Genomic DNA, 26,057 nt, shown 5'->3' with positions numbered 1-26,057 from the left:
ATAGAAGCATGAAGAAGTTATTATTTATTGTTGCCACACTGATATTGGTTGGGTGTCAGCCATTACAACAGATGCGTCAAGATGAAATCTTAGTGGCGGTGGGTTATGCCAGCGTCAGTGAGCAAACAGGCCGCACAGTTGAAGAAAAGCGTGTACGAGCAATGCGCGCATCAAAAATTGATGCTTATCGTGAGCTAGCAGAGCAAGTTTATGGCATGCGTGTTAGTGGACGTGCAGAGCTGCAAGACCAGCGTTTGGGTATTGAAAGCACCACTGGTGCCGTCGATGGTGTAATTCGTGGTGCAGAAGTTGTGCGTAGTTATCTTGTTGAAGACAGTTATGTGACTGAGCTGCGCCTGGATATCCGTAAGATGGATAAGCTACGTGATTATGGAGAAGTTCAGCAGGTGCCTGAGAAGCGTCAGCAAACCTTGTTTTAAACCATTTCACTAGACAGATAATCTTTTTGAGCGGCTGATTGGTAACAATGAGTCGCTTTTTTATATCTACGTGAGCGCGGGAATTGAGGGTAAGAGTGACGTTTAAGCTTTTATATTGGTGCCAAGCGTCGAGATGGTGTGGGTTTTTCCGCCCGCATTGTAGGTCATGCCAACTTTGCCATGAGTTCGCTGAAGCATGTTGTTGAGTTTATTGAAGCTCAGCTGTGCACGACTAAGCGATTCGCCATTTACTTGGTTAACTTGTTGACAGTCGAGGACGATCGATTGGATCTGAGCAACAACCTGACTTAGGTGCTCATCTTCAGTAAGTTGATTGACGTGCGGGTGAGAGGCGATTCGCTGATCAGTTGTTCTGAGCTGATCAATGAGCGTCATCTTCTGTTTGGCAATGTTCTCAATCTCGGTAGAGACACGCGCCGTGATTGCTTGTGTTTCTTGGCGTAAAACAGCGGAAAGTGCCTTAGCATTTTCTAGCTGGAAATTAACGAGATCGACTAATGCTGCCATAAAATACTTACCTTCGGCCTAAGTCAGTTAGCTTTTGCCTTGCAATTCGTTTTCAAACTTAATCATGTTGTCAGCCAATTTTTCAGGATCGACTTTGTATGAACCGTTTGTGATAGCTTCTTTGATTGCTGCAACTTTGGCGCTGTCATATGCCGGAGAAGCTGCCATATCCTTCTGGAGTTTACTGACGGCTTTACTTTGCTGGCTGAGTGATACTGCGTCTTGTTGCGCTGGCGCCTTTTTTGATTCTGTCGTGCTGGTAGCATTGGAATCGTTACGTGCAGGTGCGCGACTTGTTGTCGTCATCATTTGCCCTGAACGTATATTATCTATACCTGCCATGTTTAACCTTTGCCTTGTATCGTAATACTGGTATCCAGACTATCGACCAGCGCAAAAATAACTTTAGTCATTTTTTGCATTTTTATTGATCAGTTTAAACACGCTACCAGTGGGTATTAAAAATTAACAGTGATTTCCGCAATGTCAGTCACTATGCCTTCTATTATACGTTGTGACTTATCATTTTTCACTCTTACTTGATCGCCAGCTGAACCATCCTGCAATGCTGTTCCTTGCGTTGTGATCGTCATGCCAGAATTCACCGCTTTGATAATGACCTTTTCATTTCGGCATACCACACAAACATCATTTCTCTCTACGACATCGCCTAAACGAACATTACGCTTTAGCTTTGCCCCAACCACTTGATCGTAGCTAGAAAATCCATCTTTACGAAAGCGCTGTAGCTCGATCATGGAAGTGGTAACATCCGATGCGCTGACGATTTCTCCTCTCCCTAATGTTCGTGTCGCGACGATCATTGGTACTGATACCGAGATCCTCACAGGGACATAGACTTTCCAGTCATCCGGTTGGCATTCCACTAACACATTGATGTTACTTCTCGTGCTGCTGGTGGAAGAGGCAGATGTATCTAACGGAACAGGGCAATCCGTTGCTTTTATTCTCGAGTCGATCTCTGCCGCATTAACAGATAGCTCGCCACCATCAGGCTGATCAACCGTAGCAAGAATATGTTGTTCTGCTGCTGTTTTTATTTGCTCGATCTGATTATCTGAAGCTGAATGAACAAAAAAGCTAAACATACTGAGCAAAATGCCGATAGACTTAGCGTACTTTGTAATTAGCGCTCTACATATTGTCATAGTCAATGGTGTCGAAGTGAAAGTGAAATACGCCATACTGTCTCCCTGGTATCGTGCTTGCCAGTGGTAGAGTATCATTTAAAAACAAAAAGTTTGAGATGGAGATGAGCATATGACGGGGATTCTTGACTCGGTGAATCAGCGTACGCAACTCGTCGGTCAGAACCGATTGGAATTATTGACCTTTCGACTGATGGGCCGACAGCGCTACGGCATTAACGTATTCAAAGTGAAAGAAGTACTACAGTGCCCTAAGCTGACTTCAATGCCAAATCTACACCCTCTGGTTAAAGGTATCGCTCATATCCGCGGCCATACCGTGTCCGTTATTGATTTGAGCCTGGCAATTGGTGGCCGCCCAACCACTGATTTAGATAAATGTTTTGTTGTTATTGCAGAATTTAACCGTACGATCCAAGCATTTTTGGTATCATCGGTTGAGCGTATTATCAATATGCATTGGGAAGCGATTTTGCCACCGCCAGACGGTGCAGGTAAAGCGCACTACTTGACTGCCGTGACAAACATTGACAATGAGCTGGTTGAAATCCTTGACGTTGAAAAAATCCTGGCAGAAATTGCGCCAGTTGATGAAACGATGGATTCCGCTATTGGCGAAGAAATCGCACAAGCAGAACAAGAAAAGCCTATTGTACGCCGTATACTGATTGCTGATGACTCGACGGTCGCGCGTAAACAGGTAGAGCGTGCGATTACATCCATCGGTTTTGAGGTCGTATCTGTCAAAGACGGCAAAGAAGCGTACAATAAGTTGATTGAAATGGCTCAAGAAGGCAATATCTACGATCAAATTTCGTTGGTTATTTCCGATATTGAAATGCCAGAAATGGACGGCTATACCTTAACGGCTGAAATTCGCAGACATGCCGATTTGAAAGACCTTTATGTTATCCTCCATTCTTCATTAAGTGGTGTATTCAACCAAGCTATGGTTGAGCGTGTAGGTGCCAACACCTTCATTGCGAAATTTAACCCAGATGAGTTGGGTAACGCGGTTAAATCTGCATTAACACAATAAAAGAGACATTAATGACTGCTATTACAATCAGTGATCAAGAGTATCGTGACTTTAGCCGTTTTCTAGAATCGCAATGTGGCATCGTGTTAGGTGATAGCAAGCAATACCTCGTGCGTAGCCGACTGAGTCCTTTAGTGACGAAGTTTAAGCTCGCATCGTTATCAGATTTGCTACGTGATGTTGTTACAGGGCGTAATCGAGAATTACGAGTCGCCGCTGTGGATGCGATGACGACTAACGAAACCTTGTGGTTTCGAGATACTTATCCGTTCACGGTTTTAGCTGACAAATTATTGCCAGAAGTAGCGGCAAGCAAGCGCCCAATTAAGATCTGGTCTGCTGCCAGTTCATCGGGCCAAGAACCGTATTCTATTGCAATGACGATCCTGGAAACGCAACAGCGCAAGCCGGGCTTGTTACCAAACGTGTCCATTACAGCCACAGATATTTCGGCAAGTATGCTCGAGATGTGTCGTGCAGGGGTGTACGACAACTTGGCTTTGGGTCGCGGGCTTTCACCAGAACGTCGTCGCACCTTCTTTGAAAATGCGGACGGTGGTCGCATGAAAGTCAAAGATAACGTCAAGCGTTTGGTGAACTTTCGTCCACAAAACTTGATGGACAGTTACGCACTGATGGGTAAGTTCGACATCATTTTCTGTCGTAACGTATTGATTTACTTTTCTCCAGAAATGAAATCTAAAGTGCTTAACCAAATGGCGAGCAGTTTAAACCCTGGTGGCTACTTGCTGTTAGGGGCATCAGAGTCGCTAACTGGTCTGACTGATAAATTTGAAATGGTGCGCTGTAATCCGGGCATCATTTACAAGCTTAAATAGCGGTATCTCTTCATTGATAGAAAAGCCTGACTTCGTGTCAGGCTTTTTTGTTTGTTACCTTTCTGCGCCGAGCGCTTCATGTATCACTCAATTAGTTGAAGCGCGTTTTTGCCTTGTGCCCTCAACACGGTGTATCTTTATTAAGTGAGCAAAGTGATACGACATGACATTCCAGTTACTTTGGCTCACTTATTGCTATTTCAATTCACGGTAACCACTAGGTTGGTGTAATGCTTTAGGTTTTGGCATGCTAATTGCTTTTTGGTTATCAATCACGGTCAGTTCTTAATTGTAGAGGCAAACATGGCTATATCTTTTGACAATGCACTAGGCATCCACCAGCACACGGTGGGCGTACGTGAGCGCAATGCAGAGGTGATTTCCACCAACATCGCACAAGCAAACACGCCTGGTTACAAAGCAAGAGGTTTAGACTTTGCGAAGGAATTGCAAGCGGCAACATCTGGGGCAAGCATTGGTCTTAGTCGCACAGATGGTCGGCATATTCCTGCCACTACGACGTTGGTTGGGGACAAGTTATATCGTCTTCCTACGCAACCAGATACGGGAGATGGCAACACGGTAGACTTGGATTTAGAGCGTAACTTGTTTATGCAAAACCAAATCAGACACCAAGCATCACTCGACTTTCTAGGCAGCAAATTCAAGAACTTAACCAAAGCAATCAAAGGGGAATAATTTAGATGAGCTTATTTAACGTTTTCAATGTGACAGGTTCCGCAATGAGCGCTGAATCCGTTCGTCTGAATACTACCTCAAGCAACTTGGCGAACGCCGACAGTGTCAGCAGCTCTGCGAAAGACACTTACAAAGCGCGTCATGCAGTGTTTGGTGCAGAGTTAAGTAACGCCATGCGTGGCGGTGATACGGTGCCAGTGAAAGTGATGGGTATTGTAGAAAGTGATAAACCGCTGAGTGCGGAGTACAACCCAGACCATCCCCTTGCAAACGAAGAAGGCTACATTTACAAGCCTAACGTCAATGTAATGGAAGAAATGGCAAACATGATTTCAGCTTCTCGTGCATACCAAACTAATGTACAGGTCGCTGATTCTAGTAAACAAATGCTGCTGCGTACGCTGCAGATGGGTCAATAAGGATAAGGGGGTAGCGTATGGCCGGAATTAACAACGTTGGTCAAAGCGGCTTGTCCTATATCGACCAGCTTAAAAGTCTACAAGAGAGTAACAAGAAAGCGGAAGAGAGCACGGGTAAGCAGGACCTAAAACAGGAAGACTTCTTATCATTGCTCACGAAGCAACTGTCTCAGCAAGACCCTTTTAAGCCGGTAAGTAATGACCAGATGATTGCGCAAATGGCTTCATTTGCGACCGTTGATGGCATTGGCAAGATGAACACTCAGTTTGAGAGTTTGAATTCGTCAATGACATCAAATCAAGCGTTACAAGCTTCCTCTTTGGTAGGGCGTGACGTATTGGTCCCAGGAGCAGCAGGTGTGAAGCAGGACGACGCACCAATGGCGGCAATGGTTAAGCTTTCACAATCTATCGATAATCTGTTTGTTCGTGTAGAGGATGAAGCTGGCCAACTGGTTCGTACCTTTGAGGTAGGGGCGAAACCAGCCGGCGACACGCGTGTGCTTTGGGACGGTAAAGATGAAAGCGGAAATCCACTGCCAGCTGGCAAATACAAAGTGAAAGCGTCTGGCTTAGTTGAGGGGGAGTCGCAAGAGTTCCCAGTATCGACGTATGCCAACGTAAACAGCGTATTGCTTGGCAAAGGTGACGGAAACGTATTACTCAATCTGGCTGGTTTTGAATCGCCAGTTCGACTTGCAGAAGTATTGGAAGTCGGCAAAGCGTAGTCATAGCTCGCTAGATTAGGAGATTTTGGAATGTCATATGTATCTTTAAGCGGTTTGTCCGCCGCCCAACTGGATTTGAACACCACCAGTAACAACATTGCGAACGCCAACACGTACGGCTTTAAAGAGTCCCGTGCTGAGTTTGCTGATGTTTACTCTAACTCTTTATTTACTAACGCAAAAACCACACCGGGTGGTGGTGCGCAAGCAAGCCAAGTGGCACAGCAGTTCCATGAAGGCTCTAGCATTTACACCAACAACCCAATGGATTTGCGTGTTTCGGGGACAGGTTTTTTCGCTGTAGCGAAAGAGCGTCTAACTCCACAACAGAATGAACTGACACGTAATGGTGCATTTCACTTAAATAAAGAAAACTACATGGTGACCGCGAACGACGAGTTCTTGTTAGGTTACCAAGTGGACCCAAGCTCTGGTGAGGTTTCTTCATACGAGCCACAACCCATCAATATTCCTGCTGAATTTGGTAAGCCAAAACAAACAGCAAACATTGAAGTGGGTGTGAACTTGCCAGCGAACGGCGATTTGAAAGATCCAACGCAGTTTGATTTTTCAGACCCAGATACATACAACCGTTCAACCTCTTCGACAATTTATGACTCGATGGGTCAGTCTTACAAGCTAACGACGTATTACTTGAAAGATCAGACTCAGCCAAATACATGGAACACTTACTACACCGTGACAGATAAAGAAGGTGAAAAGCCTTTAAATGTTGCGGCTGGTGATGCGCAAACGCCAACAGGTCATGTGGGGCATACCATGAAGTTCAACAACGATGGTACGTTGGCGAGCTTGAACAATGGTCAGCCAATCACTTCTGTGGCTCTGGGTGATCCGGCGACGAACACGACACCAGTCGATATGAATGGTGCCGATCCTGCGCAGACGCTTAACTTCGGCTTAGGCTCAGCAACACAGTTTGCGGCTCCGTTCGAACTGACTAAGTTTGACGAAGACGGTGCAACAACGGGCTTCCTAACCAAAGTTGACTTCGATGAAAACGGCAGCGTATTGGGAACTTACTCAAACGGTGAAAACGTTACATTGGGTCGTGTTGCTCTCGTACGTGTTCCAAACGAGCAAGGTCTGGATAAGAAAGGCGGCACTCAATGGGATTCAACGCAGTTCTCTGGTGACAAGATCTGGGGTGAATCAAATAAAGGCTCTTTCGGCACCATCAATAACGGTATGCTGGAACAGTCAAACATTGATATGACGCAGGAGTTGGTGGACCTGATCTCTGCTCAGCGTAACTTCCAAGCAAACTCACGTTCGCTCGAAGTACACAACCAACTACAACAGAATATCTTACAGATCCGCTAGAGCACTAGCTGGGTCATTCGATACTCTGCTTGAGTAAGCAATGGCGTGTGATTGCTTCTTAGTAATTACCGCTTTGTTCACTTTCATCATGACATTCATCTGATGCTTAGCCTGAATACACCTCACTCAGGCTAAGCATGCTTTGATCTACGATTTGCCGCTGTTGCCGCCGTATGGATCAAAACCTTGCCTCTCGTTACAGTTTTCTGCCCCTATTGACCTCTTTTAATTGTTGATTGTTAATTCAAAGTATTGATTGATAAGCCTATTTTTGTTTTGGCATAACTATTGCTTTTACTCCGTGTACAGAGAGATTTTTTGGAGTAATTTATGGATCGCGCACTGTTTCTCGCAATGAGTGGCGCCAAGCAAAATATGCAGGCACTACAATTGCGCGCTAATAACTTGGCTAACGTAAGCACGACCGGATTTCGGGCTGATTTAGCACAGGCTCGCTCAATGCAGGCTTATGGTGAAGGCCATCCTTCACGTGTGTTCAGCATGACAGAGCGTCCAGGGCATAACTTTGCTCAAGGTAGCGTGATTACAACAGGGCGTGATCTGGATGTGACGATTGAAGGCAGCGGTTGGATATCGGTACTCGATCACACAGGGAAAGAAGGGTTGACCCGTAACGGCAACCTAAAAGTCGATCAAAATGGCATGCTTACCAACGCAAGTGGTCATTTGGTGCTGGGTGAAAACGACGCGCCGATTACTTTGCCTATTCCTCTCTCCAAAATTGAAATCGGTCGGGATGGCACCATCTCTGTACTTCCTCAAGGTGCCCCGGCAGAAGAATTCCAAGCGGTTGATCGCATTAAGCTTGTTAAGCCTAATGATCAAAGCTTGTTTAAAGACACCAATGGCTTATTTCGCCATAAAACTCCAAACCAACCTTACGAAGCAGACGCGACTGTTAGCCTCCAGACGGGAGCGATAGAAGGCAGTAACGTGAATGCCGTAGGTGAAATGACCGCATTGATTGACTTACAACGTCAGTTTGAAATGCAAGTCAAGATGATGAGCACAGCTGAAGAAATGGATAAATCTTCAGATTCACTGCTTCGTATGAGTTAACAGAGTTAGAGGTTCACTATGCATCCAGCACTATGGGTAAGTAAAACAGGTCTAGACGCCCAACAAACCAACATTGCCACGATTTCGAACAACTTGGCGAACGCCTCTACTGTCGGCTACAAAAAGAGCCGTGCAGTATTCGAAGATCTGTTCTATCAGAACATCAACCAGCCTGGCGGCCAGTCATCTCAGAACACGGAACTGCCAAGTGGCTTGATGCTAGGTGCGGGTTCTAAAGTGGTTGCGACGCAAAAAGTGCACACGCACGGCAATGCACAGACAACGACCAACGCACTGGACATGATGGTGGAAGGCGACGGCTTTTTTCAAGTGACATTGCCGGACGGCAACATCGGTTATACCCGTAACGGTCAGTTCACGCTAAATGGTGAAGGCACGTTAGTCACGTCGGGTTCTGGCTACCCTGTAGAGCCTGAAATTGTGATTCCAGAAGATGCGATTTCTATTACTGTCGGTACGGATGGTGAAGTGTCGGTTCGCGTCCGAGGGCAGCAAGATAACCAAGTCGTTGGTCAGTTAACCATTACAGATTTTGTTAACCCGGGTGGCCTAGAGCCAATTGGTCAGAACCTTTACTTACCAACGGGGGCCAGTGGCGATCCACAAGAGGGTGTTCCTGGTTTGGACGGTTTGGGGGAAATTCGTCAATCCATGCTGGAAGCGTCCAACGTGAATGTAACAGAAGAGTTGGTCAATATGATCGAAGCCCAGCGCGTTTACGAAATGAACTCAAAAGTGATCTCGTCAGTCGATAAGATGATGAGCTTCGTTAACCAGCAATTGTAACGATTAAGAGCAAGATTTGAGGAGCTCACGATGAAACGTATTTGCCTACTCGCTTTGATTGCTACGATGTCGGGCTGTGCCATGTTGGAACCGATTGAAACGGATGAAGTGACACAAGCAACCACTGTGGTCGACGCAGTAGAAGGTGATAAATCGAAAGAAGAGAGCAGCGGTATTGTAGATACTTTACGTGGTAGAAGCGATCCGGTTGCTGGCGACCCTGCTTGGGCTCCAATTCATCCGAAAAACAAACCTGAGCATTACGCTGCTGCAACAGGTTCGTTGTTTAGCGCCGAGCACATTACCGATCTCTACGACGATTCTAAACCACGTGGTATTGGCGACATTATTACCGTAACACTGGATGAGACAACCAGTGCGACGAAAAGCGCAAATGCCGATTTATCGAAAACCAATGAAGCGCAAATGGACCCGCTTCAAGTGGGCGGAGAAGAGCTGAAAATTGGCGGAAAATATAATTTCTCTTATGACTTAAACAACTCCAACTCATTTGCAGGTGACTCTTCTGCAAAGCAGAGCAACAGCATCAGTGGTTACATCACTGTTGAGGTGATCGAAGTACTGGCAAACGGCAACCTCGTGATCCGCGGTGAGAAGTGGATGACGCTAAATACGGGTGATGAGTACATACGTTTAAGTGGCACTATTCGTCCGGATGATATTAATTTCGACAACACCATTGCATCAAATCGCGTTTCTAACGCAAGAATTCAGTACTCTGGCACTGGTTTGCAACAAGATATGCAAGAGCCAGGCTTCTTGGCACGATTCTTTAATGTAGCGCTATAACACGCCGTGCTGACGGCAATTTGACTGCAAGAGATAAGTAAGCATGAAAAAACTCCTTTTAGTACTGATGAGCGTTGCTCTGTTTTCTACCGTAGCCCAAGCCGCACGTATCAAAGACGTCGCGCAAGTGGCAGGTGTACGAAGCAACCAACTCGTGGGTTATGGTTTGGTTTCAGGCTTACCTGGTACGGGTGAAGCGAACCCGTTTACAGAGCAAAGTTTCGCCGCCATGCTGCAAAACTTCGGCATTCAGATGCCGCCGGGTACAAAGCCAAAAATTAAAAACGTTGCCGCAGTCATGGTTACGGCAGAATTGCCGCCTTTCTCTAAACCGGGTCAGCAAGTGGACGTGACTGTCTCTTCCATCGGAAGTGCTAAAAGTTTGCGTGGTGGCACCTTGCTGCAAACGTTCCTCAAAGGTCTCGACGGTCAAGTTTACGCGGTTGCTCAAGGTAACTTAGTAGTGAGCGGCTTCAGTGCTGAAGGCGCTGACGGTTCTAAAATCGTAGGTAACAATCCAACCGTTGGTCTTATCTCTAGTGGTGCGACAGTAGAGCGAGAAATTCCAAACCCATTTGGTCGTGGTGATTACATCACGTTCAACTTGCTTGAGTCAGACTTCACAACGGCTCAACGTATGGCGGATGCTGTAAACAACTTCCTTGGCCCACAAATGGCGAGCGCTGTTGACGCGACATCAGTGCGCGTGCGTGCTCCTCGTGACGTCAGCCAGCGTGTTGCGTTCTTATCGGCAATCGAAAACCTAGAGTTCGACCCAGCAGATGGTGCAGCCAAAATCATCGTTAACTCACGAACGGGCACCATCGTAGTTGGTAAGCATGTGCGTCTTAAACCTGCAGCAGTAACGCATGGCGGCATGACGGTTGCGATCAAAGAAAACCTGAATGTTAGCCAACCTAACGGCTTTTCTGGTGGGCAAACCGTTGTCGTACCAGACTCGGATATCGAAGTCAGCGAAGAACAAGGCAAAATGTTTAAGTTCGAACCAGGCTTAACGTTGGATGATTTGGTCCGTGCCGTGAACCAAGTCGGAGCTGCGCCTTCGGACTTGATGGCAATTCTACAAGCATTGAAACAAGCTGGTGCCATTGAAGGCCAGTTGATCATCATTTAATGGTTAGGAGGTAGGTATAATGAACAATCCTAACGACATTGGTTTTATCCATGACATCAGTTCTCTGGATACTCTGCGTCAAAAAGCAGTGAAAGAGGGAAAAGATGGCGAGCAAGAAGCATTGCATGCGGCTGCTCGTCAGTTCGAATCGATCTTCACCTCGATGATGTTGAAATCCATGCGTGAAGCCAATGAGGGCTTTGAGTCCAACATGATGAACAGCCAAAACGAGAAGTTCTACCGACAAATGTTGGATGAACAGATGGCGAGTGAATTGAGTTCGTCTGGTTCAATGGGACTGGCCGATATGATTGTTAAGCAATTAACGGCTGGGCAAGGGAACGACAAAAAAGAAACGGCTATGCGTGATGCGGCAAACAATGCTGCGGAATATCGTCGTGTTGACCCGAAAAAAGCGCGCGAGATTGAACAGCGCTTGATTGAATCTGGTCAACTATCTCGACCAAGCAATGAACCCACTCGATTCGATTCACCAGAATCCTTTGTTAACTCGATGAAGCCATACGCGGAGAAAGCTGCGAAAGCCCTAGGTGTCGAGCCATCTTTGCTACTTGCGCAAGCCGCTTTGGAAACGGGGTGGGGACAAAAGGTCGTGAAGAACGCGCGTGGCAGCAGCAACAACTTATTTAATATCAAAGCAGATCGAAGCTGGCAGGGTGACAAAGTGACGACGCAAACTTTAGAGTTCCACGATAACACGCCAGTGAAAGAGACGGCGGCGTTTCGCTCCTACTCAAGTTACGAAGACAGCTTTAATGACTTTGTACGATTTTTGAATGACAACCCACGTTACGAGACAGCATTGCAGCAACGCGGGAATTCAGAGTCGTTTATTCGCGGTATCCACAGTGCGGGTTACGCGACCGATCCGAACTACGCAGATAAAGTCCTGCAGGTGAAGGATAAAATCGAAAGTATGTAATGTCTCTGCGCCAATTTATGACGTTCTCGAAGGCTTGCCATAGTGCAAGCCTTCACTTTATCTGAATATCTACGCCTTTCTATCACTTGGCACATCTTTTGCTTTTAACGTGTCTAGGTGATCGGTTTTGCCGATTTATATTTCGTTTTTGGGGGCACGTATGGCGTCAGATCTTCTGAATGTAGGTACTCAAAGTGTGCTTACTGCTCAGAGACAATTAAACACCACTGGTCATAACATTTCTAATGTTAATACAGAGGGTTATAGCCGTCAGTCTGTTATCCAAGGCACGAATGATCCGCGCATGTTTGGTGGTTCTACCTACGGCATGGGTGTGCATGTGGAAAATGTTCGCCGCTCGTGGGATCAGTTTGCCGTGAATGAACTGAACCTGTCGTCGACCAACAATGCCAACAAAACGGATACCCAAGACAATCTTGATATGCTCTCTAGCATGTTGAGTTCAGTGGCATCGAAGAAAATTCCTGAGAACCTGAATGAGTGGTTCGATGCGGTAAAAACCATGGCAGATACCCCGAACGATTTAGGGGCACGAAAAGTGGTATTGGAAAAGGCGAAAATCTTCTCTGATACATTAAATGATTTCCACGAAACCGTTCGACTGCAATCTGATGTCACCAATAAAAAATTGGATATGGGCATTGAGCGCGTTAACCAACTTGCGTTGGAAATTCGAGATATTCATCGACTGATGATGCGTACCCCCGGTCCACATAATGACCTGATGGATCAGCATGAAAAGCTGGTTACTGAGCTGTCAGAGTACACCAAAGTTACCGTAACCCCACGCAAAAATGCGGAAGGGTTTAATGTTCATATCGGCAATGGACACACTCTTGTTTCTGGCACGGAAGCAAGCCAGCTCAAAATGATCGATGGCTATCCGGATGTTCATCAAAGACGATTAGCAATGGTGGAAGGGAATGGCATTAAAGCGATCAAGTCTGATGATATGGATGGCAAAATCGGCGCTTTACTTGAAATGCGCGACAAACACATCCCACAACTGCAAGATGAAATGGGCCGTTTAGCGACGGGCTTTTCCTACAAAATTAATCAGCTGCAATCTCAAGGTCTGGATCTCAACGGTAAGATAGGTAAAGACGTATTTACCGACGTGAACTCTGAGCTGGTGGCAAAATCTCGAGTTTTTGCTGCGCCTGACTCCCAAGCTGATGTTGCGGTTTACATCGAGGACATTTCCGCGATCAAAGGTGGTGAATATTCGCTGCGTTATGATGGCGACCAATACAGCGTGACAACACCGAAAGGTGAGCAAATGTCGTTGAACATCGACCGTTCGGATTCGTCGTTTGTTCTGGATGGTATGAAAGTGCAAATTGGTGAAGGCCTTGCCGCCGGTGAGCGCGTATTGCTACGCCCAACGAGAAGTGGTGCAGCCATCATAAAGATGGAAACCAATGACGCAAAAGCTATTGCCGCACAAAGTTATGAAGCCTCAACCACTTTTGCCCAAGGTAACGCCAAGTTTAAAATTCGTGAGGCGGGGGATGTTAAAGAGTTTGAGGTTACCGTACAACCAGCCGACGAGAAGCATGATAAGCCGTGGTTAAAGATCACGGATAACAAGGGTAATTTACTATCGGACAAATACTCATATCCGTTAGATAAAGATAACCCGATGATTGAAATCTCAGTGCCGAAAAGCCATCCGCTGTATAAAAACGGCGATGCAACCGTGTTTGAGTTGAGCGAAGGCGCACTGATGAATGATAAATTCACCGCAAACTTGGTGCCTTCTGAAGGTGGTAACGGCAACTTGAGAAAAATGCAGAAGATCCAAACAGACAAGATGATGGATGGAAAATCCAGTACCTTGATCGATGTTTATCATAACCTCAATACCGAAGTTGGACTGAAGTCTTCTACAGCAAACCGTTTAGCCTCCGTCGCTCGTTTAGAGCATGAAGCGGCGCAAGAGCGCGTTGCTTCTATTTCTGGTGTTAACCTCGATGAAGAAGCGGCCAACATGATGAAGTTTCAACAAGCGTACATGGCTTCATCACGTGTGATGCAAGCGGCGAATGATACCTTCAATACCATTTTACAACTGAGGTAAGGAGAAGAGATAAGTGCTAACCCGAATTTCTAGTTTCCATAACTATCAGTCCGTACAAAATGATCTGCGTCGTCAAGAGAATAAGGTTCACCACAACCAAGAGCAACTTGCTTCAGGGAAAAAGTTACTGAAACCTAGTGACGACCCCCTCGCTGCGCATTACATCCAAAACATTAGTCAGCAACAAGAACAGCTACAACAATATCTTAGCTCGATAGTGTTGGTGCGTAATCGTCTAGAAAACCACGAAGTTAATATCGCCAATGCGGAGAATTTTGCCGACGAGTCGAAGCGCTTAACGATGGAGATGATTAACGGTGCCTTTTCTGCTGAAGACCGACAAGCAAAGAAGCGTGAGCTAGAGGAGATTGCGAACAACTTCCTTAACTTGGTGAACTCGCAAGATGAATCTGGTAACTACTTGTTTGCTGGCACTAAGCCAAAAAGCCAACCATTTTATCGCGATAAAGATGGTAGCGTGCAATACGCTGGGGACGATTATCAGCGCAAAATGAAAGTCTCCAGCATGCTTGAGATGCCAATGAACGATCCCGGCAGCAAGCTGTTTATGGAGATACCAAACCCATTTGGCGACTATCAGCCGAATTACGATCTACAAAACGGCTCTGAGCTGTTGCTAAACAAAGCTACTAACGTTGACGCTAAGGATGATGCGGCGTATCGCGTGACATTTGTCGATATGAATAACGGCAAATTTGGTTACCAATTAGAGCGTAACGGCAAAGTAGTGGATGCCGATGAGTTTTCACCAGAGAAAGGGATTGAATACAAAGGCCTGAAAGTGCACGTAAAAGGCCAAATTACGCCTGGTGACAGCATTGAGATCGAAAAGCGGGCAGAGTTCAGCATTTTCGATACCTTCAAGGATGCAATGGCATGGTCAGACAAATCGGTTTCGGATACGTCGGCGACTGCTAAATTGCACCAAATGACAGAAGAATTCCACGCTGCTTTTATCCATTTGAATAAAGCGCGTACAGATGCCGGTGCTCGATTGAGTACGCTGGATATCCAAGAGCAAAATCATGAAGACTTTAATTTGTCTCTCGCAAAAGCGAAGAGCAACTTTGAGGACTTGGATTACTCTAAAGCCGTGATCGAGTTCAGTGAAAACTCGCGAGCGTTACAGGCATCGCAACAAGCATTCGGTAAGACCAAAGATCTAACGTTGTTTAACTACATCTAGTATGACACTCATACACATTGTCTGATTTTGATGCCTTATGTGCAAAGCCTTAAGCGCGATAAGTCGACGTAACCTGAGAGTCTGAGATGTCATGCGGCACGATTTTACCCAAAGCGGCAATGATGCGGGAGGCAAGTCGGGCGGCAACAGGGCAGCGTTCAATACCCTTGGGCTAAGATGAGTCTGACAAACCGGAAATAGCTTAATGATAAAGCTAACTTATTGTTTATTTGATTCTTTTAAAAGTAGTTAAATAATTTACGCAAGTTGGCACACAAATTGTATTGAAAATATCAGAACAGATTTAGAGATTCTAAACCCTGCGTTTAAGGCAGATTTAGCAAGTAACTTTTACGGTCAGTGCTTATCCAAATGAGAGTAAAGCTGGCCGCTTCGCAAAAGCTTGCGAACTCAACAGGAGAGCAAAATGGCTGTAACAGTTAGTACTAACGTCTCCGCGATGACCGCGCAGCGTTACCTAAACAAAGCGACTGATGAATTAAACACGTCGATGGAGCGCTTATCTTCAGGACATAAGATTAACAGTGCAAAAGATGATGCGGCAGGTCTACAGATCTCTAACCGCTTAACTGCACAGTCTCGTGGCCTAGATGTCGCAATGCGTAACGCGAACGATGGTATCTCGATTGCACAAACCGCTGAAGGTGCGATGAATGAGGCAACCTCTGTCATGCAACGAATGCGTGACCTTGCGATTCAATCATCGAACGGTACTAACTCTCCAGCTGAGCGTCAGGCGATCAACGAAGAGTCAATGGCATTGATTGACGAGCTAAACCGTATTGCAGAAACCACTTCATTTGGTGGTCGTCGTCTATTGAACGGCTCATTCGGTGAAGCAGCATTCCAGATTGGTGCGAGCTCAGGTGAAGCCATGATCATGGGACTCACCAGCATTCGTGCGGACGATACTCGCATGGGCGGTGTGACCTTCTTATCTGAAAATGGTAAAGATAAAAACTGGAGCGTTGACCCAGCTAAATCTGACTTGAAGATCACGCTACCAGGTATGGGTGAAGACGAAGACGGCAATGTTGATGATCTAGAAATCAACATTAATGCCAAAGCGGGCGACGACATCGAAGAGCTTGCCACTTACATTAATGGTCAGTCTGATATGATTAATGCGTCTGTAAGTGAAGATGGCAAGTTGCAAGTTTTTGTCGCGCATCCAAACGTTCAGGGTGAGATTTCTATTTCTGGTGGATTAGCATCTGAGCTTGGCCTGAGTGATGAACCTATCAGAACGTCAGTACAAGATATTGATATGACCACGGTACAAGGTTCTCAAAACGCGATTTCTGTGCTGGATTCGGCACTGAAATACGTAGACTCGCAACGTGCAGACTTAGGTGCGAAGCAAAACCGTCTGAGTCACAGCATCAACAACTTGGCAAACATCCAAGAAAACGTTGACGCATCGAACAGCCGAATTAAAGATACAGATTTTGCGAAAGAAACCACGCAAATGACCAAAGCACAAATTTTGCAACAAGCAGGTACATCGATTCTTGCTCAAGCGAAACAGTTGCCAAACTCTGCAATGTCACTATTGCAGTAGTTTACTTAGCCTGTACTCAATACATTCAGACGTGGATGGGAATGCAGGCTTTTGGCAAGCAGCTTTACAATAGAATGAGCGGCTCTCTCATCTCTCACCTGCCAATCATTTTCAATGTAAAGTTGCACTCGGTATGCCGGAAATGTGTTCATTTCTCTTGATCTCCACATAGGCTCTGGCGACCAACCTAGCCCCAGTTCTCTCAAAGGAAAAGGGGCTTTTTCTTTTCTAATCTTCACGTCTATCGTCTGCGAACTTACCTTTAATTGTTTCCTTTTGCTGATTTTCTATACAATTTAGCCCTCTCGGCTCGATTTGTGGAAACTTGAGCACTTTTTCTTACTTTTCTTCAATTTTATTAGCTAAATCTCGCAATGTTATTTTTTTAAACTTTTTTCTAAAGCTTCTGAATTTGGTGTCGTTAATAGAGGTAACTTTGAGAGAACTACTTGGTTTTCCGAGACGTCGGAAACCGCTACACCGGAAAATCAATTGGAGAAATCACCATGGCAGTGAATGTAAACACTAACGTATCAGCGATGACCGCTCAGCGTTACCTAAACAACGCAAACTCAGCTCAACAAACTTCTATGGAGCGTTTGTCTTCGGGTTTCAAAATCAACAGCGCAAAAGATGACGCTGCGGGTCTACAAATCTCGAACCGTTTGAACGTACAAAGCCGTGGTTTGGATGTAGCGGTTCGCAACGCGAACGACGGTATCTCGATTGCACAAACTGCTGAAGGTGCAATGAACGAGACCACTAACATTCTTCAACGTATGCGTGATTTGTCTCTACAATCAGCAAACGGCTCAAACTCGAAATCAGAGCGTGTGGCGATTCAAGAAGAAGTGACCGCGCTCAACGACGAACTAAACCGTATCGCAGAAACCACTTCTTTCGGTGGTAACAAGCTACTAAACGGCACACACGGTGCGAAATCGTTCCAAATCGGTGCGGATAACGGTGAAGCAGTGATGCTTGAGCTAAAAGACATGCGCTCAGACAACAAAATGATGGGCGGTGTGAGCTACCAAGCTGAAAGTGGTAAAGGTAAAGACTGGAACGTTGCTGAAGGTAAGAACGACCTAAAAATCAACCTAACGGACAGCTACGGCCAAGAGCAAGAAATCAACATCAGCGCAAAAGCGGGTGACGATATCGAAGAGCTTGCGACTTACATTAACGGCCAAACTGACCTAGTGAAAGCCTCAGTAGACCAAGACGGTAAACTGCAAATCTTCGCTGGCAACAACAAAGTTGAGGGCGAGGTCGAGTTTTCAGGCGGTCTATCTGGTGAACTAGGTCTGGGCGAAGGCAAAAAAGTAACGGTAGATACTATCGACGTAACCTCAGTTGGTGGCGCACAAGAATCTGTTGCTATCATCGATGCGGCACTGAAATACGTAGACAGCCACCGCGCAGAGCTAGGTGCATTCCAGAACCGTTTCAACCACGCAATCAGCAACTTGGACAACATTAACGAGAACGTGAATGCGTCGAAGAGCCGTATCAAAGATACAGATTTCGCGAAAGAAACGACGGCAATGACCAAATCACAAATTCTATCGCAAGCGTCAAGCTCAATCCTTGCGCAAGCGAAACAAGCGCCTAACTCAGCGCTAAGTCTGCTAGGTTAATCAATTTAACAAAGCAAGAAACCAAAGCCAGGCTCATCCCTGGCTTTTTGCTTATTGGCTATAACGATTCAGATGTGTCCTGACAGTATGTTCGATAAGGCATTCATATCGATTAGATGATCTCTTTAAATTCCAATGTTTCTGCGATGGTGGCGCAGAGACACCTGAGTCAAGCAGCTGCGCAAAATGTTGAGTCACAACGCAACCTAACTTCGGGGTTTCGAATCAACTCGGCGAGCGATGATGCGGCAGGTTTACAGATATCGAATACTCTCCATGTACAAACGAGAGGGCTTGATGTCGCCTTAAGAAATGCGCACGACGCTTTTTCTGTTGCTCAAACAGCGGAGGGAGCATTGCACGAAAGCAGTGACATATTGCAACGCTTACGCTCTCTGGGGCTTCAAGCAGCAAACGGCAGTTATGACTCAAGTGATCGGCAAAGTATTCAATATGAGGTCGTAGCGCTGCAAGATGAGCTTGATCGTGTCGCGATCACGACAACATTTGCGGATAAAAACCTGTTTGATGGATCTTACGGTTCACAAAGTTTCCATATTGGCGCGAACGCTAATTCAATCTCTTTGACGTTACGTAACATGCGTAGCCATATCCCAGAGATGGGAGGGCAGCATTATGTTGGTGATGCGGTCGATAAAGATTGGCGAGTTACTAAAGATAACCAAACCCTAAAAGTCGAATACCAAGACAGTAAAGGGCAAACCCAAACGGAATCCATTGGACTCAAATTGGGTGACCGTATAGAACAGGTCGCCACTTACATCAATGCTCAACAATCGATAGTGAATGCTTCAGTAACGGAAAACAACGAACTGCAATTCTTCGCTTCTACGATGAAGGCGCCAGAGGGTGTGGTTCTCGATGGGAGTTTAGCGGATGAGCTTGATGTGAGCGCTGGTCAATTAGTCACAATGGATGACATCGATATGTCGACGGCAGGTAAGGCGCAGCTTTCAATTGGGGTGATTGATGCAGCAATTAAGTATGTTGATTCGCACCGGAGTGAAATTGGCAGCTTTCAGAACCGTGTAAACGGCTCGATGGATAACTTAAATACTGTGAATCGGAGTGTTACAGAATCCAAGAGTCGAATAAGAGATACAGACTTCGCAAGAGAATCTACGGAAATGGTGCGTTCTCAAGTGCTCCAAGATGCGACAACTGCATTACTCGCTCAAGCGAAGCAAAGGCCGAGCTCAGCACTAGGCTTGCTCAGTTGAACGTGTTTCAGCGATGCACATCGCTCAGAAAAAAGTCAGATAATAAAAAACGCTGCCATTGGCAGCGTTTTTTTCGTGTTCGATTAAGTAAAAATTACTTAGTTACACGTAGAACTGGAGTTTCACCAACAGTTACAGAACCAGAAAGCTTGTTTAGCTCTTTGATTTCGTCCATGTTAGAGATAACAACTGGAGTTAGCGTTGACTTCGCTTTCTCTTCTAGAAGAGCTAGATCGAATTCAATTACAGTGTCGCCAGCTTTAACAGTTTGACCTTCTTCAGCGATACGCGTGAAGCCTTCGCCTTTTAGTTCAACTGTGTCGATACCGAAGTGAACGAAAAGCTCAACACCGTCGTCAGACTCGATAGAGAACGCATGGTTAGTTTCGAAGATCTTACCGATAGTACCGTTTACAGGAGCTACCATTTTGTTGCCTGCTGGCTTGATAGCAATACCGTCACCAACGATTTTCTCAGCGAAAACAACATCTGGCACGTCTTCGATGTTTACAATCTCACCAGAAAGTGGCGCGATGATTTCGATAGCACCAGCGTCAGCGCTGTCATCAGATACAAGCTTCTTAAGTTTGTCAAACAGACCCATTGTGTCATGCTCCTAAGGTTTGGTTTTATTCTGTCGAATTATAGTATACCAATATAGCTCATTAGACGACTTTTTTCGCCGTCTAATGGCCATTAAGTATTGAATTACTTGGTACTACCGATTACTGAGCTTTCTCAGCAATAAACTTTTCTACCACGGCTTCGATTTCTTCTGCTGTCGGTAGAGAAAGGGCTTCTTCAGCCATTGCTTTCACTTCTGCGAAGTTAGAGTTACGAACTACTTTCTTCACTTTAGGGATAGAGATACCGCTCATTGAGAACTCGTCCAGACCCATACCTAGAAGTAGAAGTGTTGCACGCTCGTCACCTGCAAGTTCACCACACATACCAGTCCATTTACCTTCTGCGTGAGAAGCGTCGATAACTTGCTTGATCACTGTAAGTACAGCTGGTGATAGTGGGTTGTATAGGTGAGAAATCATCTCGTTACCACGGTCAACCGCTAGTGTGTACTGAGTTAGGTCGTTTGTACCGATAGAGAAGAAAGACACTTCCTTCGCTAAGTGGTGTGCGATCGCAGCAGCAGCAGGAGTTTCAACCATAACACCGATTTCGATGTTTTCGTCGAACGCGTGGCCTTCAGCGCGTAGCTCTTCTTTGTACTCTTCGATCGCTTTCTTAAGCTCACGGATTTCTTCGACAGAGATGATCATTGGGAACATGATACGCAGTTTGCCGTGTGCAGAAGCACGTAGAATGCCACGTAGCTGATCACGAAGGATTTCACGACGATCCAGACTGATACGTACAGCGCGCCAGCCTAGGAATGGGTTCATCTCTTTTGGAAGATCCATGTATGGGAGATCTTTATCGCCGCCGATATCCATAGTACGGATGATCACAGCTTGACCGTTCATTGCTTCCGCAACTTCTTTGTACGCTTGGTACTGTTCTTCTTCAGTTGGTAGCGCAGTACGGTCCATAAATAGGAATTCAGTACGGTACAGACCAACACCTTCACCGCCGTTACGAAGGATACCGTCACAGTCTTTCACTGTACCGATGTTACCGCAAACTTCTACACGGTGACCGTCAGTCGTTTCTGCGTGTAGGTCTTTCAGTTTCGCTAGCTCTTCTTTTTCAGCTAGGAATGCTGCTTTAACCGCTTTCGCTTCTTCTAGCTCAGCTTCTGATGGGTTAACAACAATCTTGTTGTTCATTGCGTCAAGAATCAGCATGTCGCCATTCTTAACTTTCTTCGTGATGTCGTTAGTACCAACGATAGCTGGAAGCTCAAGTGAGCGAGCCATGATTGAAGTGTGAGATGTACGACCGCCGATATCACAAGCAAAACCAAGCACGTAGTCTAGGTTGATTTGTGCAGTTTCAGATGGCGTTAGGTCGTAAGCAACAAGAATTACTTCTTCGTTGATATCGCTAAGCGAAACAATGTTGATGCCTAGTGCGTTCTTAACAAAACGAGAACCGATATCGCGGATGTCAGTTGCACGCTCTTTTAAGTATTCGTCGTCTAGAGACTCAAGAGCACATGCTTGCTCTTCGATCACTGAGTGGATAGCGTGATCAGCAGTCATCTTGTCGTTTTTGATAAGTGCTAGGATTTCCTCTTCTAGCTCTTCGTCTTCAAGAAGCATGATGTGACCTTCAAAGATCGCTTCTTTTTCTTCGCCAAACGTTTCAAGCGCTTTTTGCTTGATAGTTTCTAGCTGAGCTGCAGATTTGTTACGAGCGTCAAAGAAACGCTGAACTTCAGCTTCTACTTGATCGTCAGAAATAGTGTTTGTGTTTAGGACAATTTCATCTTCTTGAAGTAGTAGTGCTTTACCGATTGCAATACCAGGAGATGCTAGGATGCCTGAAATCATAGCCTTACCTTAAGTTTGGTCAACTTTATAAAACGGGAGAATAATGGGTGCGCTAACGAATAGTTTTAGCTTAGTTTTGAGCCTATTTCCAACGAAGCCATTTTGCTTTCACAAAATGGCTTCTGGAGTAGGAGACCGGATTAGTGTAGTTGGTCCATTAGAGCAACTAGGTGGTCAACTGCTTGCTGAGCTTGTGGGCCTTCAGCAGAAATAGTAACTTGAGTACCTTTTACTAGGCCTAGTGTTTGTAGTTTGAACAGGCTCTTAGCGCTAGCGCTTTTACCGTTAGAAGTCACAGTGATGTCTGCGTCGAATGCTTTTGCTTCTTTAACAAACTGTGCAGCTGGACGAGTGTGAAGGCCGTTTTCTGCTGTGATTTCTACTTGCTTCTCGTACATGTGATATACCCCAATAAATGTATTTTTTTGTTAGTTTGTGACCAGATTTTAGCTTAACTGCTTTACATCTTGTGCGCTAGCACGGGAAGAGTTCAAAGCGCGTCAGTTCTGATACTAGTCAAAAGTTTGGTAACTACGCAACTGTTTGCGTGCGTAATCACTTTGAAACCTTTTTGTGTTCTGCTTCTTTATTTTGAAGCTAGAAATAAAACACCCTGATATTACCAAAGGTAGGGCAGGGATCAACAAAAAAGCCCCTAAACGGGGCTTTTTTAAACTAAAAATTGATTTGAACACATATTATTGTTGGTTCTCTTTTTCGGTAAAGATACCTGCAAAGAGTGCTGTACTTAGGTAACGCTCACCGGAACTTGGCAAGACAGTTACAATTGTTTTTCCTTCAAATTCAGGTAGTTCCGCAAGTCGGTTCGCTGCAACAACCGCTGCGCCAGATGAGATACCAGCTAGGATACCTTCCTCTTCCATTAGGCGACGAGCCATCTCAATCGCTTCTTCTGAGGTAACTTGCTCAACACGGTCAATAATGTCTAAATCGAGGTTACCAGGGATGAAACCAGCACCGATACCTTGAATTTTGTGTGGGGCAGGTTGGATTTCTTCGCCAGCAAGTGCTTGTGCAATAACCGGAGACTCTGCTGGCTCAACTGCAACAGAAGTGATGGCTTTGCCTTTTTCACCTTTGATGTAACGGCTAGTACCTGTGATAGTACCGCCCGTACCAACACCAGCAACGAATACGTCGATTTCACCGTCTGTCGCTTCCCAAATCTCAGGGCCCGTAGTCTTTTCGTGGATTTCTGGGTTCGCTGGGTTGTCAAATTGTTGAAGAAGTAGGTACTTCTCAGGGTTGCTTGCTACGATTTCTTCTGCTTTAGCAATCGCCCCTTTCATGCCTTTCGCCGCTTCAGTCAGCTCAAGGTTCGCGCCTAGTGCTTTTAGTAGCTTACGGCGTTCTAGGCTCATTGATTCAGGCATGGTTAATGTTAGCTTGTAACCGCGAGCAGCCGCTACGAATGCTAGAGCAACACCAGTGTTACCACTGGTAGGTTCTACAAGCTCTACACCCGGCTTAAGAAGGCCCGCTTTCTCTGCTTCCCAAATCATGTTTGCACCGATACGGCACTTAACACTGAAGCTAGGGTTACGCGCTTCAATTTTTGCGAGAACTTTGCCTTTACTTACTTTGTTTAGACGAACGAGAGGTGTATTACCAATAGTAAGAGAGTTATCTTCGTAGATTTTGCTCATAGTGATGTTCCTTCATTACACGTTGTGTGAATATGGATAGAAGAATATGCGGTATGAAAAAAAGGGAAAAGGATTAAAAAGTTATATCTTATTAGGTTGGCCCAGAACTTGATAAAAGAAAAGGGAAAAGCTGGCGCTGATCCCTTTCCTTAATCTCTAATCGACTATCGTTGGTGCTTAAACTCCGCGACCCACATAGCGGTTGCACCACATATTGCTACAGGCATGACAATGAGGTTCAAAATTGGGATCGTCGTAAACACAGACACCAATACCCCAAAGCCATAGGCCTTACCTTGCTTTTGTTTCAATTTGTAACGCATGTCGTTAAATGGGATTTTATGGTTATCAAACGGGTAGTCACAATATTGAATCGCGAGCATCCAGGCGGTAAAGATAAACCATAAAAATGGGCCTACTGTTTGTCCAAGGGCAGGGATGAGCAATAACAGGAATAGGCCTATTGCTTTAGGTAAAATGTAAAGGAGCTTTCTCCACTCACGAGCTAAAACGCGAGGAACATCTTTCAGGACGGCAGTGAAACCATCATCATTTACCTTTTGTCCCGTTAAGTACTCTTCCACTTTTTCAGCCAAGAGGCCATTGAATGGCGCGGCGATAAAGTTCGCGAGCGTGCTGAAAAAATAGGAGAAGGTAGCGAGTATCGTCAGAGCGAGTAAAGGCCAAAGAATGTAAGTTAACCAGGATAAAAACTCAGGCAGCTGCCCAATCCAGCCTTCTATCCATATATTAAGGTTTGAAAATAGATAGAAGATGGCACCACCTACAAGCAAGATATTTGCAAGTAGAGGTAAGATGACAAAGCGCCTGATTTTAGGGGCAAGTGCCAATTGTATCCCGTATAGAAAATAACCGAACCCGGTTCTCTGCTGATTGTTTTGCTTCATGTCTATTTTGGCTTCGTGTAAATGAAAACTCATTGTACCTGTGAGGACTTTTCTTTCAATGCCCTGACAAATGACGTCTTGTTAAGTGGAATCGTGGCAAGAATCACAACAAAAAACGGAACTTCTTGCATTAAGTTGTTCTAAATCTACATATAGTTTTGGTAAAGTAAACGTATCATTCAGATTTATTGCACTTGGGTTGCTGCTCAAGGAACTGCGAGTAGTAAAAACAAGTATATTGAGAGTAAATAATGCAGGAATTGCGATTCGTACTCATTGTTGTTGGCGCATTAGCCATCGCGGCATTACTGTTTCATGGTTTATGGAGCAGTAAAAAAGAAGGCAAAGCAAAGTTTGGTAACAAGCCACTTGGTAAGCTGGATGTTGACCAAGAAGACAAAAATGATCTTGTTGAGAAAGAACGAGACTTCGCTCCCGCTCCTGAAGATGACTTTGAGATCATTCGCAAAGATCGCAAAGAACCAGATTTTGGGATGGCGAGCTCTTTCGACAACAAGTTTGAATCTGACCCGTTATTCGGTGGTCCATCTGAAGTCAAACAGACGCAGCAGGAGCCGGATGACATCCCTTCATTTGTTGCAGAAAAAGATAAAGAAGAGGACGTTGAGCCTGTTGTTCAAGCAACAGTAGCTGAAGAGCCATTCCAGCCTGCTGTGGAAGAAGACGTTATTCCCGCCGCGTTTGATATTACGGAGAAAGAACAGCAAGTCGAAACGGTTAGTGAGCCTGTCGTTGCAGAGCCTAAGGAAGAGCCAAAGCCAGAACCTGAAATGCAAGTGATTGTATTGAATGTGCACTGTGCTGGTGAAGAGCCATTTGTTGGTACTGCTTTATTTGAAAGTATGCAACAAAACGGTCTAATTTATGGCGAGATGGATATTTTCCATCGTCATGTTGACTTGTCCGGTAACGGCAAAGTGCTGTTTAGCGTCGCTAATATGATGCACCCTGGTACGTTTGAGCATGCTGATCCTGCTGAGTTTACAACGAAGGGTATTTCATTCTTCATGACATTGCCTTGTTATGGCGAGGCTGAACAGAACTTCAACTTAATGCTCCGAACTGCGCAGCAAATTGCTGATGACTTAGGTGGTAACGTACTTGATGACCAGCGCAACTTAATGACGCCAGATCGTTTAGCATCTTATCGACGTCAAATAGTTGAGTTTAATGCCGCTAACGCATAATCTTAACAGCAAATAATAATAGGGCTCCGGATGGAGCCCTTTTTCTTGGATTTCCCAACCTCACCGATTGAAA

The 26,057-nt window shown here is 45.4% G+C and carries 26 protein-coding genes; 18 read left to right on the top strand and 8 right to left on the bottom strand.

The features are described from left to right. The first annotated feature begins 8 nt into the window (after nucleotides 1–8). Nucleotides 9–440, top strand: a complete 432-nt coding sequence (gene flgP, locus R7P80_RS17635) for a flagellar assembly lipoprotein FlgP (protein ID WP_005382014.1) — start codon at nucleotides 9–11, stop codon at nucleotides 438–440. A gap of 102 nt (nucleotides 441–542) precedes the next feature. Here flgP and R7P80_RS17630 read toward each other — a convergent pair whose 3' ends face one another. From R7P80_RS17630 to flgA, 3 genes are all read right to left on the bottom strand, one after another. After that, a complete protein-coding gene (locus R7P80_RS17630; RefSeq protein WP_005382015.1) occupies nucleotides 543–968 on the bottom strand; it encodes a flagella synthesis protein FlgN in 426 nt (141 codons plus the stop codon). A gap of 27 nt (nucleotides 969–995) precedes the next feature. Beyond that, a complete protein-coding gene (gene flgM / locus R7P80_RS17625) occupies nucleotides 996–1,310 on the bottom strand; it encodes a flagellar biosynthesis anti-sigma factor FlgM (RefSeq protein WP_005382018.1) in 315 nt (104 codons plus the stop codon). 116 nt (nucleotides 1,311–1,426) lie between these two features. Then, nucleotides 1,427–2,173, bottom strand: a complete 747-nt coding sequence (gene flgA, locus R7P80_RS17620; RefSeq protein ID WP_005382020.1) for a flagellar basal body P-ring formation chaperone FlgA — start codon at nucleotides 2,171–2,173, stop codon at nucleotides 1,427–1,429. Between the two features lie 76 nt (nucleotides 2,174–2,249). Here flgA and R7P80_RS17615 point away from each other — a divergent pair, with 76 nt between their 5' ends. The 16 genes from R7P80_RS17615 to R7P80_RS17540 all read left to right on the top strand — a co-directional run bounded on the left by R7P80_RS17615 (nucleotide 2,250) and on the right by R7P80_RS17540 (nucleotide 19,751). Next, on the top strand, nucleotides 2,250–3,176 hold the full coding sequence (locus R7P80_RS17615) for a chemotaxis protein CheV (protein ID WP_005382022.1): 927 nt from the start codon (nucleotides 2,250–2,252) through the stop codon (nucleotides 3,174–3,176). 11 nt (nucleotides 3,177–3,187) lie between these two features. Continuing rightward, a complete protein-coding gene (locus R7P80_RS17610; RefSeq protein ID WP_005382024.1) occupies nucleotides 3,188–4,015 on the top strand; it encodes a CheR family methyltransferase in 828 nt (275 codons plus the stop codon). Nucleotides 4,016–4,318: 303 nt separating this feature from the next. After that, the gene (gene flgB, locus R7P80_RS17605; RefSeq protein ID WP_005382026.1) at nucleotides 4,319–4,714 is read left to right on the top strand and encodes a flagellar basal body rod protein FlgB; all 396 of its coding nucleotides are present in this window, start codon (nucleotides 4,319–4,321) and stop codon (nucleotides 4,712–4,714) included. A gap of 5 nt (nucleotides 4,715–4,719) precedes the next feature. Then, nucleotides 4,720–5,133, top strand: a complete 414-nt coding sequence (gene flgC, locus R7P80_RS17600; protein ID WP_005393132.1) for a flagellar basal body rod protein FlgC — start codon at nucleotides 4,720–4,722, stop codon at nucleotides 5,131–5,133. 17 nt (nucleotides 5,134–5,150) lie between these two features. After that, on the top strand, nucleotides 5,151–5,861 hold the full coding sequence (gene flgD / locus R7P80_RS17595) for a flagellar hook assembly protein FlgD (protein WP_005382029.1): 711 nt from the start codon (nucleotides 5,151–5,153) through the stop codon (nucleotides 5,859–5,861). 30 nt (nucleotides 5,862–5,891) lie between these two features. Continuing rightward, nucleotides 5,892–7,205, top strand: a complete 1,314-nt coding sequence (gene flgE, locus R7P80_RS17590; protein ID WP_005382030.1) for a flagellar hook protein FlgE — start codon at nucleotides 5,892–5,894, stop codon at nucleotides 7,203–7,205. Nucleotides 7,206–7,535: 330 nt separating this feature from the next. After that, nucleotides 7,536–8,285, top strand: a complete 750-nt coding sequence (gene flgF / locus R7P80_RS17585; protein WP_005382031.1) for a flagellar basal-body rod protein FlgF — start codon at nucleotides 7,536–7,538, stop codon at nucleotides 8,283–8,285. 18 nt (nucleotides 8,286–8,303) lie between these two features. Next, a complete protein-coding gene (gene flgG, locus R7P80_RS17580; RefSeq protein ID WP_005382032.1) occupies nucleotides 8,304–9,092 on the top strand; it encodes a flagellar basal-body rod protein FlgG in 789 nt (262 codons plus the stop codon). Between the two features lie 30 nt (nucleotides 9,093–9,122). After that, nucleotides 9,123–9,902, top strand: coding sequence for a flagellar basal body L-ring protein FlgH (gene flgH / locus R7P80_RS17575; protein WP_017634834.1), 780 nt, complete (start codon nucleotides 9,123–9,125; stop codon nucleotides 9,900–9,902). A gap of 43 nt (nucleotides 9,903–9,945) precedes the next feature. Next, nucleotides 9,946–11,037 (top strand): flagellar basal body P-ring protein FlgI, encoded by a 1,092-nt coding sequence (locus R7P80_RS17570; protein ID WP_005393118.1) that lies wholly within the window; start codon nucleotides 9,946–9,948, stop codon nucleotides 11,035–11,037. 16 nt (nucleotides 11,038–11,053) lie between these two features. Beyond that, entirely contained in the window at nucleotides 11,054–11,980 is a 927-nt protein-coding gene (gene flgJ / locus R7P80_RS17565; RefSeq protein WP_031779079.1) for a flagellar assembly peptidoglycan hydrolase FlgJ, read from the top strand. Between the two features lie 160 nt (nucleotides 11,981–12,140). Then, complete coding sequence (gene flgK / locus R7P80_RS17560) at nucleotides 12,141–14,081, top strand: flagellar hook-associated protein FlgK (protein WP_065274248.1); 1,941 nt, start codon at nucleotides 12,141–12,143, stop codon at nucleotides 14,079–14,081. Nucleotides 14,082–14,094: 13 nt separating this feature from the next. After that, nucleotides 14,095–15,288: a flagellar hook-associated protein FlgL gene (gene flgL, locus R7P80_RS17555; RefSeq protein ID WP_225491770.1), complete on the top strand. Its 1,194-nt coding sequence runs from the start codon at nucleotides 14,095–14,097 to the stop codon at nucleotides 15,286–15,288. A 427-nt stretch (nucleotides 15,289–15,715) separates the two neighbouring features. Next, on the top strand, nucleotides 15,716–16,870 hold the full coding sequence (locus R7P80_RS17550) for a flagellin (protein ID WP_005382038.1): 1,155 nt from the start codon (nucleotides 15,716–15,718) through the stop codon (nucleotides 16,868–16,870). A 506-nt stretch (nucleotides 16,871–17,376) separates the two neighbouring features. Next, nucleotides 17,377–18,510, top strand: coding sequence for a flagellin (locus R7P80_RS17545; RefSeq protein ID WP_017819972.1), 1,134 nt, complete (start codon nucleotides 17,377–17,379; stop codon nucleotides 18,508–18,510). 116 nt (nucleotides 18,511–18,626) lie between these two features. Then, nucleotides 18,627–19,751 (top strand): flagellin, encoded by a 1,125-nt coding sequence (locus tag R7P80_RS17540; protein ID WP_005382040.1) that lies wholly within the window; start codon nucleotides 18,627–18,629, stop codon nucleotides 19,749–19,751. A 94-nt stretch (nucleotides 19,752–19,845) separates the two neighbouring features. On the opposite strand, the gene crr is transcribed toward R7P80_RS17540, so the two are convergent. The 5 genes from crr to cysZ form a co-directional block, all read right to left on the bottom strand. Next, nucleotides 19,846–20,355 carry a PTS glucose transporter subunit IIA gene (gene crr / locus R7P80_RS17535; RefSeq protein ID WP_005382041.1) on the bottom strand — a complete coding sequence of 170 codons (510 nt, stop codon included), beginning with the start codon at nucleotides 20,353–20,355 and terminating at the stop codon, nucleotides 19,846–19,848. A gap of 121 nt (nucleotides 20,356–20,476) precedes the next feature. Continuing rightward, nucleotides 20,477–22,201 carry a phosphoenolpyruvate-protein phosphotransferase PtsI gene (gene ptsI, locus R7P80_RS17530; RefSeq protein WP_005389298.1) on the bottom strand — a complete coding sequence of 575 codons (1,725 nt, stop codon included), beginning with the start codon at nucleotides 22,199–22,201 and terminating at the stop codon, nucleotides 20,477–20,479. Nucleotides 22,202–22,341: 140 nt separating this feature from the next. Further along, on the bottom strand, nucleotides 22,342–22,599 hold the full coding sequence (locus tag R7P80_RS17525; RefSeq protein WP_005382043.1) for an HPr family phosphocarrier protein: 258 nt from the start codon (nucleotides 22,597–22,599) through the stop codon (nucleotides 22,342–22,344). A gap of 300 nt (nucleotides 22,600–22,899) precedes the next feature. Next, nucleotides 22,900–23,868: a cysteine synthase A gene (gene cysK, locus R7P80_RS17520; protein WP_005382045.1), complete on the bottom strand. Its 969-nt coding sequence runs from the start codon at nucleotides 23,866–23,868 to the stop codon at nucleotides 22,900–22,902. A 164-nt stretch (nucleotides 23,869–24,032) separates the two neighbouring features. After that, nucleotides 24,033–24,776, bottom strand: a complete 744-nt coding sequence (cysZ, locus tag R7P80_RS17515) for a sulfate transporter CysZ (protein WP_025998633.1) — start codon at nucleotides 24,774–24,776, stop codon at nucleotides 24,033–24,035. Between the two features lie 251 nt (nucleotides 24,777–25,027). Between cysZ and zipA the strand changes: the two genes are divergently transcribed. After that, on the top strand, nucleotides 25,028–25,984 hold the full coding sequence (gene zipA, locus R7P80_RS17510) for a cell division protein ZipA (protein WP_042523140.1): 957 nt from the start codon (nucleotides 25,028–25,030) through the stop codon (nucleotides 25,982–25,984). The last annotated feature ends 73 nt before the right edge of the window (nucleotides 25,985–26,057 follow it).

This window comes from Vibrio sp. 2092 (genome assembly GCF_033339635.1).
Taxonomy (GTDB): Bacteria; Pseudomonadota; Gammaproteobacteria; order Enterobacterales; family Vibrionaceae; genus Vibrio; species Vibrio alginolyticus.
The sequence above is the reverse complement of the archived record's forward strand: the minus strand, read 5'-3'. Positions and strand labels throughout refer to the sequence as shown.